Source organism: Cereibacter sp. Soil_C_27, assembly GCF_057657095.1.
The window spans coordinates 1,200,018-1,215,448 of record NZ_JBDGJD010000001.1 but is presented as its reverse complement, the minus strand read 5'-3'; the positions used below and the strand labels follow the sequence as shown (position 1 = coordinate 1,215,448).

14 protein-coding genes are annotated in these 15,431 nt (G+C 68.3%); 6 read left to right on the top strand and 8 right to left on the bottom strand.

Going from position 1 to position 15,431, the window contains the following annotated elements; translation table 11 throughout:
• The first annotated feature begins 47 nt into the window (after positions 1-47).
• Genes crtA through bchO form a run of 4 tightly spaced genes read left to right on the top strand, consistent with a single transcriptional unit; the run spans position 48 to position 4,415 of the window.
• Positions 48-869 (top strand): spheroidene monooxygenase, encoded by an 822-nt coding sequence (crtA, locus tag AC3A5Z_RS05975; RefSeq protein ID WP_487518433.1) that lies wholly within the window; start codon positions 48-50, stop codon positions 867-869.
• Positions 866-1,870, top strand: coding sequence for a magnesium chelatase ATPase subunit I (gene bchI / locus AC3A5Z_RS05970; protein ID WP_487518432.1), 1,005 nt, complete (start codon positions 866-868; stop codon positions 1,868-1,870). Before crtA ends, bchI begins: the two co-directional genes overlap by 4 nt.
• Positions 1,867-3,552, top strand: coding sequence for a magnesium chelatase subunit D (locus AC3A5Z_RS05965; RefSeq protein WP_487518646.1), 1,686 nt, complete (start codon positions 1,867-1,869; stop codon positions 3,550-3,552). The genes bchI and AC3A5Z_RS05965 overlap by 4 nt, the downstream gene beginning before the upstream one ends.
• A 2-nt stretch (positions 3,553-3,554) precedes the next feature.
• Positions 3,555-4,415: an alpha/beta fold hydrolase BchO gene (gene bchO / locus AC3A5Z_RS05960; RefSeq protein WP_487518431.1), complete on the top strand. Its 861-nt coding sequence runs from the start codon at positions 3,555-3,557 to the stop codon at positions 4,413-4,415.
• Here bchO and idi read toward each other — a convergent pair whose 3' ends face one another.
• The 8 genes from idi to AC3A5Z_RS05920 all read right to left on the bottom strand — a co-directional run bounded on the left by idi (position 4,416) and on the right by AC3A5Z_RS05920 (position 13,243).
• Positions 4,416-4,958 carry an isopentenyl-diphosphate Delta-isomerase gene (gene idi / locus AC3A5Z_RS05955; protein ID WP_487518430.1) on the bottom strand — a complete coding sequence of 181 codons (543 nt, stop codon included), beginning with the start codon at positions 4,956-4,958 and terminating at the stop codon, positions 4,416-4,418.
• Positions 4,955-6,142: a geranylgeranyl diphosphate reductase gene (locus AC3A5Z_RS05950; protein ID WP_487518429.1), complete on the bottom strand. Its 1,188-nt coding sequence runs from the start codon at positions 6,140-6,142 to the stop codon at positions 4,955-4,957. The genes idi and AC3A5Z_RS05950 overlap by 4 nt, the downstream gene beginning before the upstream one ends.
• Positions 6,143-6,144: 2 nt before the next feature.
• The gene (locus AC3A5Z_RS05945; protein ID WP_487518428.1) at positions 6,145-7,428 is read right to left on the bottom strand and encodes a BCD family MFS transporter; all 1,284 of its coding nucleotides are present in this window, start codon (positions 7,426-7,428) and stop codon (positions 6,145-6,147) included.
• Positions 7,425-8,333 (bottom strand): chlorophyll synthase ChlG, encoded by a 909-nt coding sequence (chlG, locus tag AC3A5Z_RS05940; protein ID WP_487518427.1) that lies wholly within the window; start codon positions 8,331-8,333, stop codon positions 7,425-7,427. The genes AC3A5Z_RS05945 and chlG overlap by 4 nt, the downstream gene beginning before the upstream one ends.
• A gap of 72 nt (positions 8,334-8,405) precedes the next feature.
• Entirely contained in the window at positions 8,406-9,029 is a 624-nt protein-coding gene (bchJ, locus tag AC3A5Z_RS05935) for a bacteriochlorophyll 4-vinyl reductase (RefSeq protein WP_487518426.1), read from the bottom strand.
• Between the two features lie 6 nt (positions 9,030-9,035).
• A complete protein-coding gene (bchE, locus tag AC3A5Z_RS05930; protein ID WP_487518425.1) occupies positions 9,036-10,823 on the bottom strand; it encodes a magnesium-protoporphyrin IX monomethyl ester anaerobic oxidative cyclase in 1,788 nt (595 codons plus the stop codon).
• A 162-nt stretch (positions 10,824-10,985) separates the two neighbouring features.
• Entirely contained in the window at positions 10,986-12,401 is a 1,416-nt protein-coding gene (gene ppsR / locus AC3A5Z_RS05925) for a transcriptional regulator PpsR (protein WP_487518424.1), read from the bottom strand.
• A 50-nt stretch (positions 12,402-12,451) separates the two neighbouring features.
• Positions 12,452-13,243, bottom strand: a complete 792-nt coding sequence (locus tag AC3A5Z_RS05920; RefSeq protein WP_487518423.1) for a cobalamin B12-binding domain-containing protein — start codon at positions 13,241-13,243, stop codon at positions 12,452-12,454.
• 373 nt (positions 13,244-13,616) lie between these two features.
• Between AC3A5Z_RS05920 and bchF the strand changes: the two genes are divergently transcribed.
• Both bchF and AC3A5Z_RS05910 read left to right on the top strand, forming a co-directional pair.
• Positions 13,617-14,099, top strand: a complete 483-nt coding sequence (gene bchF, locus AC3A5Z_RS05915; RefSeq protein WP_487518422.1) for a 2-vinyl bacteriochlorophyllide hydratase — start codon at positions 13,617-13,619, stop codon at positions 14,097-14,099.
• A gap of 2 nt (positions 14,100-14,101) precedes the next feature.
• Positions 14,102-15,385, top strand: a complete 1,284-nt coding sequence (locus tag AC3A5Z_RS05910; RefSeq protein ID WP_487518645.1) for a ferredoxin:protochlorophyllide reductase (ATP-dependent) subunit N — start codon at positions 14,102-14,104, stop codon at positions 15,383-15,385.
• Positions 15,386-15,431: the final 46 nt, after the last annotated feature.

Below are 15,431 nucleotides of genomic sequence, written 5' to 3'. Positions count from 1 at the left end.
GTTGGATGTTGTATCGGCTTTACCCCGTTTCTGCAGGAGGAAAACACATGCAGACAGTTACGCTCAGCTTCTTCCGCTTCGACAGCTTCGAAAAGCGCCTCTGGGTCATCGGCCAGATGAGTGCCAATGCTCTGGGCATGCACTATATCCCGAAGGCGAAATTCTGGAAGATGTTCGGCTCCGGCACCGGCCAGGGCTTCACGCCCAAGCCGAACTGGAGCACCTGGGCCATCCTCGCGGTGTGGCCCGACGAGGCGACGGCGCGCAAGGAAACCGTCGATTCGCCGATCTTCGCGCGCTGGCACCGGATCGCCGACGAAAGCTACACGGTCCTGCTGTCGGCGACGAGCGCACGGGGCAAATGGGACATGAAGGAGCCCTTCGAGGCGCAAAAAGCCGAACCGGACATGCGGCCTATCGCCGCCCTGACCCGGGCCACGGTGAAGTTCTGGAAGGCCGAACGCTTCTGGGGCCGCGAACCCGCGATCTCGAACGCCATCGGCAAGGACACCAACGTGAAGTTCAAGATCGGCATCGGCGAGGTGCCCTTCGTGCAGCAGGTGACCTTCTCGGTCTGGCCCGACACCAAGACGATGGACGAGTTCGCCCGCGCCGAGGGTCCGCATGCCAAGGCCATCGAGGCAGTGCGCGCCGAGGGCTGGTTCAAGGAAGAGCTCTATGCCCGCTTCCGCATCCTCGGCACTGTCGGCAAATGGGAGGGCAAGGACCCCATCGGCGCGGCGCTGGCCGCATCGCCAGCCACCCCTGCGCCCGCGGTCGAACCCGCGAAACCCGCCGTTGCGGCGGCGAAACCGGCCTATCAGCCCCAAGGCAAGCCCGGAAAATCGGGCCGTAGAGAGAACGCATGAAACAGCCTTTCCCCTTCTCGGCCATCGTCGGCCAGGAGCAGATGAAGCAGGCCATGGTCCTGACCGCGATCGACCCGGGCATCGGCGGCGTGCTGGTGTTCGGCGACCGCGGCACCGGCAAGTCGACCGCCGTCCGCGCTCTGGCAGCCCTGCTGCCGCCGATCACCGCGGTCGAGGGTTGCCCGGTGAACTCTGCCAGACCCGAGGATTGCCCGGAATGGGCGCATGTCGCCTCGAGCAGGCTGGTGGAAAGACCGACCCCCGTGGTCGATCTGCCGCTCGGCGTGACCGAGGACCGTGTCGTGGGCGCGCTCGACATCGAGCGCGCCCTGACCCGCGGCGAGAAAGCCTTCGAGCCGGGCCTGCTGGCCCGCGCCAACCGGGGCTATCTCTATATCGACGAGGTGAACCTTCTGGAGGATCACATCGTCGACCTGCTGCTCGATGTGGCCCAATCCGGCGAAAACGTCGTCGAACGCGAGGGCCTGTCGATCCGGCACCCCGCGCGCTTCGTGCTGGTGGGCTCGGGCAACCCCGAAGAGGGCGAGTTGCGCCCGCAGCTTCTGGACCGCTTCGGCCTGTCGGTCGAGGTGCGCAGCCCGCGCGACATCGAGACCCGCGTCGAGGTCATCCTGCGCCGCGACGCCTATGACAGCGATTTCGACGGCTTCATGGCGACATGGGGCGCCGAGGACGGGGTGCTGCGCGAGCGCATCATTGCCGCGCGCGCCGCGCTGCCGAAGCTCAAGACGCCCAACACCGTGCTGCACGATTGCGCGGCGCTCTGCATCGCGCTCGGCTCGGACGGACTCCGGGGCGAACTCACGCTGCTGCGGGCGGCCCGGGCGCAGGCGGCTTTCGAGACCGCGCCGACCGTGACGCGGGCGCATCTGCGCGACGTGGCCAGCATGGCGCTGAGCCACCGGCTGCGGCGCGATCCGCTGGACGAGGCCGGATCGGGGGCGCGTGTCACCCGCTGCGTGGCGGAGGTGCTGCCCTGACATCCGCTCCTGCATTCACCGCCTGGGAACGGGTGGAGGCGGCGCTGGCGCTGCTGGCCGTCGATCCCGCCGGGCTGAAGGGCCTGTGGCTGCGCGCCCGCGCCAGCCCGCTGCGCGATCTGGTGACCGGGGCGCTGGCCTCGCTGCCGCTGCCGCTGCGCCGCATCCACCCGACCATCGGCGACGAGGCGCTGTTCGGCGGGCTCGATCTGGCGGCGACGCTGGCCTCGGGCGCGCCGGTCATCGCGCGGGGGCTTATTGCCGAGCCCGCGGCGCTGGTGCTGGCCATGGCCGAACGCTGCCCGGCGGGGCTGGCGGCGCGGCTGGGAGCGGCGCTGGATCAGCCGAAGCACTGCCTGATCGCACTGGACGAGGGCGCGGAGCGGGACGAGCTGCTACCGAACGGGCTGATCGACCGGCTGGGGCTGTTCCTCGATCTCGACGGGCTACAATCCGCCGACACCCGCTCCCCGGCGCTGGACGCTGACCGGCTGGCCGAGGCGCGGGCGCGGCTGCCGCAGGTCGTGCTTCCCGAACGGGCGGGCGAGACACTGGCCCGCGTCGCGGCCCAGCTCGGCATAGCCAGCCTGCGCGCGCCGACGCTGGCGCTGGCCGCCGCCCGGGCGCAGGCGGCGCTGGAGGGGCATGATGTCGTCACCGAGGACGATCTGCGCCGCGCCTGCGATCTGGTCTTTGCCCATCGCGCCCTGCCGGCGTCCGAGGAATCCCCGCCCGAACCGGAGCCGCCGGAAGACAGCGAGCCGCCTGAGGATCAGCCGCCCCCCGAGGAGCAGCAGGGCGAAGAGGTGTTCCCAGAGGAGATGCTGGTAGAGGCGACCCGCGCCGCCCTGCCCGCCGACCTTCTGGCGCAGCTCGCCGCCGGTCGTGCGGCGCGGATGGCGCGCGGGGCCAGCGGCACCGGCGCGGCCAAGGGCGGCAACCGGCGCGGGCGGCCCCTGCCCTCGCGCGCCGGACGTCTGGGCACCGGGGCGCGGATCGACCTCGTGGCCACGTTGCGCGCCGCCGCCCCTTGGCAACCGCTGCGCCGCAAGCAGCAGAACAGCGACGCGGTCCTGCTGGTGCGCCCCTCCGACATCCGGCTGAAGCGGTTCCGCGAGACCTCGGACCGGGTGCTGATCTTCGCGGTGGATGCCTCCGGCTCCTCCGCCATGGCGCGGCTGGCCGAGGCCAAGGGTGCGGTGGAGTTGCTGCTGGGTCAGGCCTATGCGCGGCGCGACCATGTGGCGCTGGTGGCCTTCCGCGGCCGCGATGCGGAACTGATGCTGCCGCCGACCCGCAGCCTGGTGCAGACCAAGCGCCGTCTGGCCGGGCTGCCGGGCGGTGGGGCCACGCCGCTGGCGCATGGCTTGCAGATGGCGCTGGCGGTGGGAATGCAGGCCCGCGCCCGCGGGCTGACACCGACCATCGCGCTTCTGACCGATGGGCGGGGCAATATCGCGCTCGACGGCTCGGCCAACCGGGCGCAGGCGGAGGAGGATGCGCAGAAGCTGGCGACCTCGATCCGCGCTTCGGGCCTGCCTGCGTTGGTGATCGACACTGCGAACCGGCCGCAACCCGGGCTCGCGGCGCTGGCCCGGGCGCTGGATGCACCCTATCTCGCCCTGCCCCGGGCGGATGCCTACAAGCTGTCGGCGGCCCTCGGTCAGGCGCTGGGGGACTGAGGATGGATCTGGCGCGCATGCCGCGGGACTGGCCGGGCCGCGCCGAGATGCGCCGGATCGACGCGGCGCCGCATCAGTGGTGCGTGTGGGAGACCGGCAGCGGCCCGACGCTGCTGCTGCTGCATGGCGCGGGCGGCTCGGCCCATTCCTGGCGCCAGCTGATCCCGCTGCTGGCGCCGCAGTATCACGTCGTCGCCCCCGACCTGCCGGGCCAGGGCTTCACCCGGGCCGGGGCGCGGCGTTTCTCGCTCGACGCCATGGCCGAGGATCTCACCCGGCTCTGCGCCCATCAGGGCTGGCGCCCGGCGGCGATCATCGGCCACAGCGCCGGGGCGGCGCTGGCGCTGCGGCTGACCGAGACCCTGCCCGAGCCGCCCCGCGCGGTGATCGGGCTCAATGCCGCGCTCGGCGCCTTCGAGGGCACGGCGGGCTGGCTGTTCCCCCTGGTGGCGAAGCTTCTGTCGCTGAACCCCCTCGTGCCGAGGATCTTCACCACGCTCTTCGGTGGGGCCGACAAGGTGGAGCGGCTGATCGGATCGACCGGATCGACGCTCGACGCCGCGGGGTTGCGCCAATATGCGACGCTGGTCGGCGATCCGGTGCATGTCGAGGGCACGCTGGCGATGATGGCGCAATGGGATCTGCAGGGCATGCGCCGCCGCTTCCCGGCAATGGACGTGCCGGCGCTGCTCATCGCTTCGGGCGGCGACCGCACCGTGCCGCCGCGCATCTCGCGCGAGGCGGCGGAGCGGCTGCCGAAAGGGCGTTATGTCGAGATCCCGCGGCTCGGCCATCTGGCGCATGAGGAAAACGCCGCGCAGGTCGCGGCGCTGATCCTGCCCTGGCTGGCGGAGAAGCTCTGACTACTGCACCAGATGCAGCTTGCCGAAGATCCGCTCCATATGCTCGGCAAGATAGATCCGGAGCCAGGGGGTGAAACGCTCCGGCGTCGCCTCCACCTCGCGGGCAAGCGCGTGCAGTTCCACCCAGCGGGTTTCCCAGACCTCTTCGGGGTCGGGCGACACCGGCAGGTCGAGCGTCGCCTCGGCGAGGAAGATGTCGACCACCTCATGCTCGATCAGCCCGTTGCCGACCTCGGCGCGGTATTCCACCCGGTCGGCGAAGACCGTGACCAGCCCGGAGATCCCCAGCTCCTCGCGCAGGCGGCGGAGGGCGCAATGCTCGGCCTCCTCGCCCCAACGCGGATGGGTGCAGCAGGTGTTGGCCCAGAGCCCGGGCGTGTGGTATTTCGACGCCGCGCGGCGCTGGATCAGCACCTTCGCGCCGCACATGACGAAAACCGAGATCGCCATGTGCCGCAGACCGCGCTGATGCGCCTCGAGTTTCTCCACCGGCATCAGGCGACCATCGACCCAGGCAGGCACCATTTCCACGGCGCTGCTCATGTCCAGACCGGCGAGACGAGCCGCATCAGATGGGCGAGGTTCTTCACGCCGATCTTGAGATGCGCCATCGGGCGGGCGCTGACCAGTTTCTTGTTCATGTAAGCCTCGAAGGTCAGTTTCTGCACATCGGTGTCATGGCACAGGCTGACGAAACGCTCGCGCCGTTCGTCATCCCGGTAATAGGCGTCCTGCATCGAGCGCAGAACCTTGAACACCGTCTTGTGATCCTTCATGAACAGCTTGCGCGCAAGCTGAAGATCGGTGGCGCGGCCGGATTTCAGCACGGCGAGGCAGGCTTTCGCCGCCACCTGACCGCCCACGAAGGCATAGTAGATCCCCTCGCCCGAGGACGGCGCCACCACCCCCGCCGCATCGCCCGCCAGAACCACGTCGCGGCCGTTGTCCCAGCGGTCCATCGGCCGCAGCGGGATCGGCGCACCCTCCTTGCGGATCGTCTCGCAATTGGTGAGCCCCGATTGCACCCGGAGCGCCGCGGTGCAGGCCTTCAGATCCACCCCGTCCACCCCGGTGCCCATGCCGACCGAGCAGTTCGGCCCGTGCGGGAAGACCCAGCCGTAGAAGTCAGGGCTGATGCGGCCGTCATAGATCACGTCGCAGCGGGTCGGATCGTAATCGACGCCCTGCGCCTCCAGCGGCGCCTTGATGATCTCGTGATAGGCGATGACATAGGGTGTCTTGTCGCCATCCGGCACCTCGGCCTTGGCCACGACCGAGCGCGCGCCATCGGCGCCGATCACCAGCTTCGTCTCGCTGCGCTGCTCCTCGCCGGTCAGCTTGTCGCGCCAGACGACGAAGGTATGGAAGCTGTCGTGCTCGATCCTGAGAAAGGTACCGGTCAGCCGCTGGGCGCCGGATTTCACCGCCCGCCTGCGCAGCCATTCGTCGAAATGCTCGCGGTCGACCATGCCGACGAAGCCGCCCTCGATCGGGATATCGACCTTGCGCCCGGTGGGCGAGACCATCCGCGCCGTGCGGATGCGGGCGACGATCTGGCTGTCGGGGATGTCGAAATCCGCGATCAGCCGGGGCGGGATCGCGCCGCCGCAGGGCTTGATCCGCCCGTCGCGGTCGAGAAGCGCCACGCGCTTGCCGGCGCGGGCCAGCTCATCCGCGGCGGTCGCCCCCGAAGGGCCGCCGCCCACCACGAAAACATCGTAAGCCATGGTCACTCTCCTGGCACAAGCCGCGTGGCGGGCATTACACGCCCGCCGTCCATGATCCGCAGCGCCATCAGGGCCGCCGCAATGAAAAGCCCGGCCTCGGCCAGGAAAACCAACCCGAAGGCCGAAGGCGCATCGGTCCAGAGCCGCAGGACATCCGCAGCCGCCGCCCCGGTCAGCCCGCCAAAGCCCGCCGCCACCGCCTGCGCCGCGCCCCAGAGGCCCATGCGCGTGCCCTCGCGTGCGCCGCGCCCCTCGCCCGCCAGCGCCATCATCGAGCCGATGGCGGCCACGGCGAACATGCCGTTGAAAAGCCCCATCAGCACGACCGCAGGCACGAGGAAGGGCAGCCCGGTCTGGCCCAGCAAGGCTATGCCGCTCAGTGCGAGCGCCGAGCCGAGACAACCCGCAATTACCCAGGTGCGCAGGCTACCGAGCTTCAGCCCGGTGCAGCCGATGCCGACCGCCAGCATGCCGACGAAGACGCCGCCATTCTGCGCCCCCGACAGCGAGGTGGACTGGCCGGGGGTGAAGCCGAAGACCATGCCGGCATAGGGTTCGAGGATGAGTTCCTGCAGGAAATAGGCGGTCATCGAGAGGAAGACGAAGATCGTGAAGGCCCGCGCCTTCGGCTCGCCCCAGACCTCGCGCAGCCCGTCGCGAAAGGGCATCGGGTCGGGCTCGGGCCGGGCGACGATGCCCCGCTCGATGCGGAAGGTGGCAAGCGCCGTGAGGGCAAGCGCGGCCGTGCAGACGGTGGCCACGATCTTCAGAAGCAGGCTGGGGGAATAGGGCTCCAGGAGCTTGCCGACGGTGCCTGCCGTCAGGGCGATCCCGAAGATCATCATCAGCCAAGTGATCGTCGCCGCCGCCGCGCGCCGGTCGGGGTGGGTGGCGGTTGCCAGAAGCGCCAGCAGCGAAGTGCCCGAGGCCCCTGCCCCCAGCCCGATCAGCGCATAGGCGACGAAGGACAGCACCAGCCCCGGCCAGAAGGCGCCCTGCATCAGCACGACCCCCAGCGCCGCCGCAAAGCCGCCGAGCGCGAGGATCGCCATGCCGCCAAGGATCCAGACCGTGCGGTTGCCGCCGGTATCCGACTTGTAGCCCCAGGAGGGCCGGGTGATCTGGATCGCGTAATGCAGCGCCACCATCAGGCCGGAAAGCACGGCAGGCAACGCCAGCTCCACCACCATCAGCCGGTTCAGCGTCGAGGTGGTGATCACCACGATGGCGCCGAGGCACATCTGCACCAGACCGAGGCGGAAGATGGCGAGCCAGCCGAGCGTCACTGGATGGCCTCCAGCGTACGGATGGCAAAGGCCGAGACCATCATCCCCGAGACGTAGAGCACGACGCCGGTTCCGTTGTACCACGGCGCCTTGGCCTTGGGATCGCGCAGCATGACCCGCATGGCGGCAAGCTGCGCCAGCAGCAGCGCCGTCACCGCCAGCGCGTGCCAGGGGCGGCCCCAGATCAGCAGCAGCGCGATGACCAGAAGCTGTGCCATCGCCATGACGGTGCAGGCGATCTTTGCCGCGACCTCCGGCCCCAGCATCACCGGAAGCGAGCGCACGCCATGCTGGCGGTCCCCCTCAAGCGCCTTGAAATCATTGAGCGTCATGATGCCATGCGCACCGAAGGCATAGAGCGCGGCCAGCGTCACGACATAGAAGCTCGGCACCCCCTGCGCCAGCACGGCGGCGCCGGTGAACCAGGGCAGCCCCTCGTAGCAGAGCCCGACCAACCCCGGCCCCCACCAGCCCGAGCGCTTCAGCCGCACCGGCTCGGCCGAATAGGCCCAGGCCGCCAGCACGCCGAAGATCGTGGCGTAGAAGCCCCAGGGCCCCAGCATCCAGCCGACCGCCAGTGCGACGGCCGACATGGCGAGCGCGATCCACAAGCCCCAGCGGCCCGGGATGCGACCCGAGGGGATCGGGCGGTAGGGTTCGTTCACCGCATCCACATGGCGGTCGCACCAGTCGTTCGCCGCTTGGCTCATGCCGCAGACGATCGGCCCGGCGAGAACCATGCCGAGGATCATCATCGGCCAGTTCGACCCGAAGCCCAGGCCCGCCGAAACGGCGCCGCAGAGATAGGCCCAGATCGGTGGGAACCAGGTGATCGGCTTGATCAGCTCCAGCATCGCTGCGGGCTGCGGGATGGTGCGGGGCTGTAAGGACAGATTTACACTCATGTGTAAACTAAACACTACATCAGGGAGTCGGGCAAGAGGATTGCCGCGCTCGGTGGGGCCGCGTCCGGGGCGTCAGCGCCCGTTCGGCAGCAGTTCGAAACGGCAGGCCGAAGCCCCGCAGGCGCAGCAGGCAGTTTCGCGCACCGCGACTTTCGGCCAGACCAGCCGGGAAAACAGCCGCTCGAACACGGCGGCGTGCCAGTGGCAGAGAGGCTCGGCCGCAACCTCGCCCGCCACCAGCGGATTGGCGGCGATCTCGAAGACCACCGGATGCTGCGACAAAATGCGGAAGCGGCCCGACCCGGCAAAGGTCCAGGCATGCTTGGCGATGGCCGCGCAGAGCAGCCGTGCGCCGAGCCGGGCCGGCAGCGCGCGGATGATCGTCTTGGCGAAGCCCGGGATCCGGTTGGCGAGGATGTAGTCGCCCGTACCGAGGCCGGCGTCACGCAGAAGCTGCGGCGCCTCGCCCGGCCAGATCCGGCGCACCACCCCGTGCAGGGTGGCGACGCCGGTTTCGGGCAGCATCCCCGCATCGGCCCCCGGTCGTGGGATACCCGCCGCCGCCAGCGCCTGCCCGGACGCGTCGGGCCCGAAAGCCCGGTCGAGCACCGGCAGGAGCTGCAGCACGGCGTTGGGGCCGATGCGGAAGACCTCCGGGGCGGCAGGGTGCCGCAACCCGGTGTTCGGCGCGTTCATCGCGCCTCACTCCGCCGGACGGACGAGGGTTCTCTCCTCGGCCGCCTTCGCCTCGGTGGGCGTCATCGGCACGTCGAACTCGTCCATCTGCTGCTTGCCACCACCGCAGGCCATCGGCACCGCGGGGGTTTCCTCCATCTGCTGCCGCCCGCCGCCGCAGGCCAGTGGCGCGAGGATCGGCACCTCGCCCCGCCCCGCCGCGGCATTGCGCTCGACGGCGCGCTCCTTGCCCTGCGCCCGCAGCGCCTCGCGGCGTTCGGCGGCCTTGGCGGCCTTGTCGGCGCTGGCCTCCCAGTCGGCCATCTGCGCGGCACCGATCTTGCGGGTCTCGTCGAAGTGGAAATCGACCTTGTCTTTCGACTGCGGCCCCCAGTAGCCAGCCTTTCCCAGATCGTAGAAGGTCCGCCCTACCCCGGCCTTGAGAAAGGCCTTGAGACAGCCGAGCAGGTAGCGGCGGCGGAAGCCGGTGCCGCGCCACGGATAGTGGAACAGCGCCTTGCGCATGTAGAAGCGGCGGTAGTTCTTCATCACCCCGTCCAGAAGCTCGCCGCGGCTCAGCGCCTTGGGCTTCATGATCGGCGTGACGAAATTGTATTTCGAGTAGTCGAAGACCTCGACCTGATCCTTCAGCTCCTGGAACAGCGGGGTGAAGGGCCAGGGGGTATACATGGCCCAGTTCGCAAGGTCGGGCTGCCAGTCCCAGGCCATCTGGAAGGTCTCTTCCAGCGTCTCCTTGGTCTCGTTGTCGAGGCCGACGATGAACTGCGCCTCTGTGAAGATGTCGGCTTCGCGAAGCAGGCGGATCGCCTCCTTGTTCTCGGCGACGGTGGTCTCCTTGTTGAACACGTCGAGCTTGAGCTGCGCTGCCGCCTCGGTGCCGAGCGAGATGTGGACGAGGCCGGCCTTGCGGTAGAACTTCAGCAGTTCCTTGTCGCGCTTGATGTCGGTGACGCGGGTGTTGATGCCCCATTTCACCCGGTCGGGCAGGCCGCGGGCGATCATCTCCTCGCAGAATTCGATGAATTTCTTGCGGTTGATGGTCGGCTCCTCATCGGCGAGGATGAAGAAGCCGACGTTGTGCTCGTTCACCAGCCGTTCGATCTCGTCCACGACCTTCTTGGGGTCGCGCACCCGGTAGTCGCGCCAGAATTTCCACTGCGAACAGAAGGAGCAGGTGAAGGGGCAACCCCGCGCCATGTTCGGAATGGCCACGCGCACGCCGAGGGGTTCGTAGATGTAGGATTTCCAGTTCAGGATCGACCAGTCCGGCTCGATCCCGTCGAGATCCTTGATCGTTGGCGCCGCCTGCGTCGCGATGATCTCGTCGCCGTCAAGGAAAGCGATCCCCTTGATCTCGCGCTTGCCGGTCTCGTAGCGCCCGTCCCGCACCGCATCGAGCAGGTTGACGAGGATTTCCTCACCCTCGCCGCGCACGATGACGTCGATCCAGGGCGCTTCCTCCAGCACCTGTCGGAACATAAAGGTGGCATGGATGCCGCCGAGCACGCGCAGCGCATTGGGAGCGGCCTCCAGCGCCGATTTCATCACCTCTTCCGCCTCGTAGATCGCCGGGGTGATGGCGGTGGTGGCGATAACGTCCGGCTTGAGATCGCGGAAGCGCTGGCGCAGCGCGTCATGATCGATGTGATCGGTCATCGCGTCGATGAAGGTGATGTCGGTGTAGCCCGCCTTCTTCAGCGCACCCGCCAGATACGCGACCCAGGCAGGCGGCCAGCTGCCGGCAATTTCAGCGCCGCCGGAATGGTAATTGGGGTGAACGAATACAATGCGCATGGTGGACTCCCGCTGTGTCCAGTTCAGTTGACACATTTCGATCTGCGGGAATTTGATACATGTCAAAGCGACTATTCGGCCCGGGATGACGGGGCGGGCCATGACGCCGCATCACCGGAAGGAGTGGCCGCGGTGGCAGGCCGATGCCGCCACCGGGGGTTTTCACTCGTCCCGGTTGATGAGCCCGAACTTGCGCAGCTTCACATAAAGCGACTGGCGCGACAGGCTCAGCATCTCCGCCGCCGCCACGCGGTTGTTGCGTGTCAGCTCCAACGCGGTCTCGATGCACATTTTCTCAACGACATCCGTGGTTTCCGCCACGATGTCCTTCAGCGTGGAGTTGCCCACCAGCTCCATCACGTTGCGCACCGGCTCCTCGGTGCTGGCGGCGGGCGCGGCGGGACGGCGCAGCGTCTCGGCCCGGCTCGCGTCGCGGATCACCAGAACGAGGAGCGGCTGGGCACGATCGGCCAGCCAGGTCGCCGAGAGCTCTGCGGCAATCTGCCCCGCGAAATCCGTCGTGAGGCGCGTGGCGTAAAGCCGCAACTGTCCGGTCCGCTTGACACTGTCGAGCAGCACCCTCAGATCCACCGTGCCCCGCGCGAGGAAATCGGCCAGCGATCGCCCCCGCACCGAGGCGAGGCTGGACGAGTCGGTGAGGTTCAGGAAGGCCTCGTTCGCGCCGCGGATGTTGCCCTCGGCATCGGTGAAGACCACCCCATCGACGCCCTGATGATAGAGCCGTGTCAGGTTGTCGGTCAGCTCGTCGGAGGAGGTCACCTGCGCCTCCGCCGGGTCGAGCTGGCAGAGCAGCAGCCGCTCGCCCGCGGCACGGAAGACCTTCGGCGTCACCAGCAGCCGCTTCTGCGAGCGTCGCGCCGAAACCTCCATTGGCGTCGCGGCATCCGCCACGGCAAGGTTGGCCATCGTCTCCATGAACTCGCCGCGCCGCCGCCCCTCGAATTCCTGGGCGATGGCGGCTCCCAGCAGATCCTGCCGCACGCCACCAAGAAGCGCCGCCGCCGCCTGGTTGAGATCGGTGATCCGCCCGGTGGACATGCTGACCAGCAGCATCGGATCGCGCGAGACGTCCATGATGACGCGATACCGCGTCTCCATCTCGCGCTGGGTCTCGTAGTCGCGCTCCATTGCCAACTGCGCCGAGACGAGCTGTTGCTGCACCTCGGCGATCGGGCGCAGGTCGTGGCCCAGCATCAGCACCGACTGGTCGGCCTCGATCCGGTGCATGGAATATCGGATCGGAAATTCGAAATTGTGGTGGTCGGCGTGGTTCAGCTCCACCGCGACCGAGCCCTTGCCGCTCTGCAGGGTCGCGAGCCGGGCCTTGAACTTGGCGACGCTCTCGCTGGTCAGCACATCGGCGATCGCGGCCCCTTCCCAGCCCGAGAGCTGGCCGAAGGAGGCATGATGCGGGTTGATCAGCACCGACTCGATCCGGCCTGCCGCAGAGACCAGCAGCGAGATGTCAGCGGTGGTCGAGATGATCTCGCTCAACAGGTCGGGGGCGATGAGCGGGATGTTTCCGCCGTTGAGAAGATGTCTACCGTCTGATGTCACGGAGGTACCGATTGTTCTTGCCGCCTACCCTGAACACGGGACAACGGGTGTTATGCACGCTTCCACGCGCGGGTGAGGCCACCGAACAGGCCGCAGGCCTGAAGGGCCACGTCGAGATCGCTGGTCACGATGTCAGCCCCCAAGCATAGCAACTCGTCCTCATTTTGCAAAAGCACAGCGCCCCCTACCGCGACCGGCACGGTGTTGCCCGAGAAGTCCTTGAGGGTTTTGACTAACTTTCTGCAAACTTCAAGTTTATCCGTGGTCGCGACGGAAAGTAGCACAGCATCAAAGCTCCGGCGCGCGAAAAGTTCCCTCAGTTCCGAAATTCCCGGCCCGATCCTGAGGCAGACCGACACGCCCATGCGCCGCAGCCGCGCCACGGCCACCATGGCGCCCAGCGTGTGCTGCTCGCCCGATGGCATCAGCACCAGCACCGTCGGCCCGTCGCGCGCCCCATGCTCGTCTGCCGACCAGACCGCCGCGATGTCGCGCAGGATGGCCTGCAGCCGGGCGGCGCCGATGCTCACCTCGGCAAAGGTCGCGGTATCCTCGTGCCAACCCTGCCCCAGCCTGCGCGCCACCTCGGGGATGTAGAGATCGGCCAGCATCGCCATGCTGACCCTCGCGCGGCGCAGGTCGGCCTTGAGCAAGGCGAGCGGCTTCGGATCGAAGCTGCGCACCGCCGCCATCAGCTGCAGCACCAACGCCTCGCGCAGCGCCGGGGGGGCTGCGACATCACGCGCCACCAGCCGGGAGACGACTTCGGCGGCGAAGTGGTTTACAGCAGCCGGAGCCTGATCCGCGCGCCCCGTCACTCCCCTGTGCTGGCCATCGTGCATCTGCTGCGCTCCGCGGTGCGCCCAGCCCTCGACGCGCCTCCGGACCGCCTCTGGGCCACGGCCCGGCTCCGGGAGGGGCGCTTGCGAGAGCCGCAGGGCGCTTGTGTCGCGACTGTCCACCAGAGCCGAAAAAATGTCAAAGTAAATTGACACTTCCCGGATGGCGCCAGGATCTGCCTGAGCCCAATCATTTGATTTCAATCATTCTATCTTCGAAATCATGCGCCGGACCCGCGACGATTTGCGCAGTCGAATCCCGCATGCAAACCGCAAAAGATGTAAGTTAGAGTTGACACTTTCAGAATCGAAACGGTAATCTTGGCCATCGGCAGCCCCCTGCCCTTGGACTTCTCTGCGGAAGGCAAAGGTAAAGATGCAGCTCTCCCATCAGACCCCACGCAAGCGCCTCTACACCGAGGCGGAGCGCGCGCGGCGCGATGCCACCCCCTGGACGCTGGTGCAGGCCATCCTCGCGCCGACGCAGTTCCTCGCCTTCGCCATCTCGCTGGTGCTGGTGCTCTGGTTCCTCGTGACCGGCGAGGGCTACACCGCCGCGACGATCTCGATCCTCGTCAAGACGGCGCTGCTCTATCTCATCATGGTCACCGGCGCGATCTGGGAGAAGACCGTCTTCGGCCAGTATCTCTTCGCCCCCGCCTTCTTCTGGGAGGATGTGTTCTCCTTCGCGGTGATCGCGCTGCACAGCGCCTATCTCTGGGCGCTCTTCACCGGCTCCGTCTCGCCCGCCGGGCAGATGGTGATCGTGCTTGCGGCCTATGCCACCTATGTCATCAACGCCGGGCAGTTCCTGTGGAAGCTCCGCCTCGCCCGCCTCGATCTGGAGGCCGTGCGATGACCATGGCCCAGCTTCCCGTCCCGCCCGCCCGCGGTTGCCGCACCACGCCGATCCTGAAGGAACGCGGCCAGCGTGAGGTGTTCTGCGGCCTGACCGGCATCATCTGGCTGCACCGCAAGATGCAGGACGCCTTCTTCCTCGTCGTGGGCTCGCGCACCTGCGCCCATCTGCTGCAATCCGCCGCGGGGGTGATGATCTTCGCCGAACCGCGCTTCGGCACCGCCATCCTCGAGGAGAAGGATCTCGCCGGCCTTGCCGACGCCAATGCCGAGCTCGACCGCGAGGTGGCGCGGCTCCTGGCGCGCCGGCCCGACATCCGCCAGCTCTTCCTCGTCGGCTCCTGCCCCTCCGAGGTGATCAAGCTCGACCTGCATCGCGCCGCCGAGCGGCTCTCGGCGCTGCACGCGCCTTCGGTCAGGGTCTACAACTACAGCGGCTCCGGCATCGAGACGACCTTCACCCAAGGCGAAGACGCTTGCCTCGCCGCCATGGTCCCCGCCCTGCCCGCCAGTCAGGCGCGCGAGCTTCTGCTGGTCGGCGCACTGCCCGATGTGGTCGAGGATCAGGCGCTGGCGCTGCTGAAGGCGCTCGGCATCGGCCCGGTGCGTTGCCTGCCCGCCCGCACCGCCGAGGACCTGCCCGGAGTCGGACCGAACACCGTCTTCGCCCTGACCCAGCCCTTCCTCGGCAACACCCATGCCGCCCTGATCGGCCGCGGCGCCCGCCACATCCCGGCCCCCTTCCCCTTCGGCGAAGAGGGCACCACCGCCTGGCTCGCCGCCGTCGCCGCCGAGTTCGGCGTCCCGGCCGCGCTCTTCGAGCAGGCCACCGCCGCCCCCCGCGCCCGCGCCCGCAAGGCTGTCGCCGCCCATTCCACGACGCTGAACGGCAAGTCGCTGTTCTTCCTGCCCGACAGCCAGCTCGAACCGCCGCTCGCCCGTTTCCTCACCCGCGAATGCGGCATGACGGCGATCGAGGTCGGCACCCCCTACCTGCACCGCGACATCCTCGGCCCCGATCTCGACCTTCTGGCCGAAGGCCCGGTGATCTCCGAAGGCCAGGACGTCGAAAGGCAGCTCGACCGCGTCCGCGCCGCCCGGCCCGATCTCACCATCTGCGGCCTCGGCCTCGCCAACCCGCTGGAGGCCGAGGGGCTGACGACGAAATGGGCGATCGAGCTCGTGTTCACCCCGGTGCATTTCTACGAACAGGCGGGCGATCTCGCCGGCCTGTTCTCCCGCCCGCTGCGCCGCCGCGCGCTGCTCAACCCGGAGGCCGCAGAATGACCTCCTTCACCTTTGCCCAAATATCCCGCGGGGGTCCGGGGGCGCG

What these genes read in the sequence shown, in the direction of transcription:
- crtA (WP_487518433.1), top strand. Translation starts at nt 48, where the DNA reads ATGCAGACAGTTACGCTCAGCTTCTTCCGCTTCGACAGCTTCGAAAAG.
- bchI (WP_487518432.1), top strand. Translation starts at nt 866, where the DNA reads ATGAAACAGCCTTTCCCCTTCTCGGCCATCGTCGGCCAGGAGCAGATG.
- bchO (WP_487518431.1), top strand. Translation starts at nt 3,555, where the DNA reads ATGGATCTGGCGCGCATGCCGCGGGACTGGCCGGGCCGCGCCGAGATG.
- idi (WP_487518430.1), bottom strand. Translation starts at nt 4,958, where the DNA reads ATGAGCAGCGCCGTGGAAATGGTGCCTGCCTGGGTCGATGGTCGCCTG.
- AC3A5Z_RS05950 (WP_487518429.1), bottom strand. Translation starts at nt 6,142, where the DNA reads ATGGCTTACGATGTTTTCGTGGTGGGCGGCGGCCCTTCGGGGGCGACC.
- chlG (WP_487518427.1), bottom strand. Translation starts at nt 8,333, where the DNA reads ATGAGTGTAAATCTGTCCTTACAGCCCCGCACCATCCCGCAGCCCGCA.
- bchJ (WP_487518426.1), bottom strand. Translation starts at nt 9,029, where the DNA reads ATGAACGCGCCGAACACCGGGTTGCGGCACCCTGCCGCCCCGGAGGTC.
- bchE (WP_487518425.1), bottom strand. Translation starts at nt 10,823, where the DNA reads ATGCGCATTGTATTCGTTCACCCCAATTACCATTCCGGCGGCGCTGAA.
- AC3A5Z_RS05920 (WP_487518423.1), bottom strand. Translation starts at nt 13,243, where the DNA reads ATGCACGATGGCCAGCACAGGGGAGTGACGGGGCGCGCGGATCAGGCT.
- bchF (WP_487518422.1), top strand. Translation starts at nt 13,617, where the DNA reads ATGCAGCTCTCCCATCAGACCCCACGCAAGCGCCTCTACACCGAGGCG.
- AC3A5Z_RS05910 (WP_487518645.1), top strand. Translation starts at nt 14,102, where the DNA reads ATGGCCCAGCTTCCCGTCCCGCCCGCCCGCGGTTGCCGCACCACGCCG.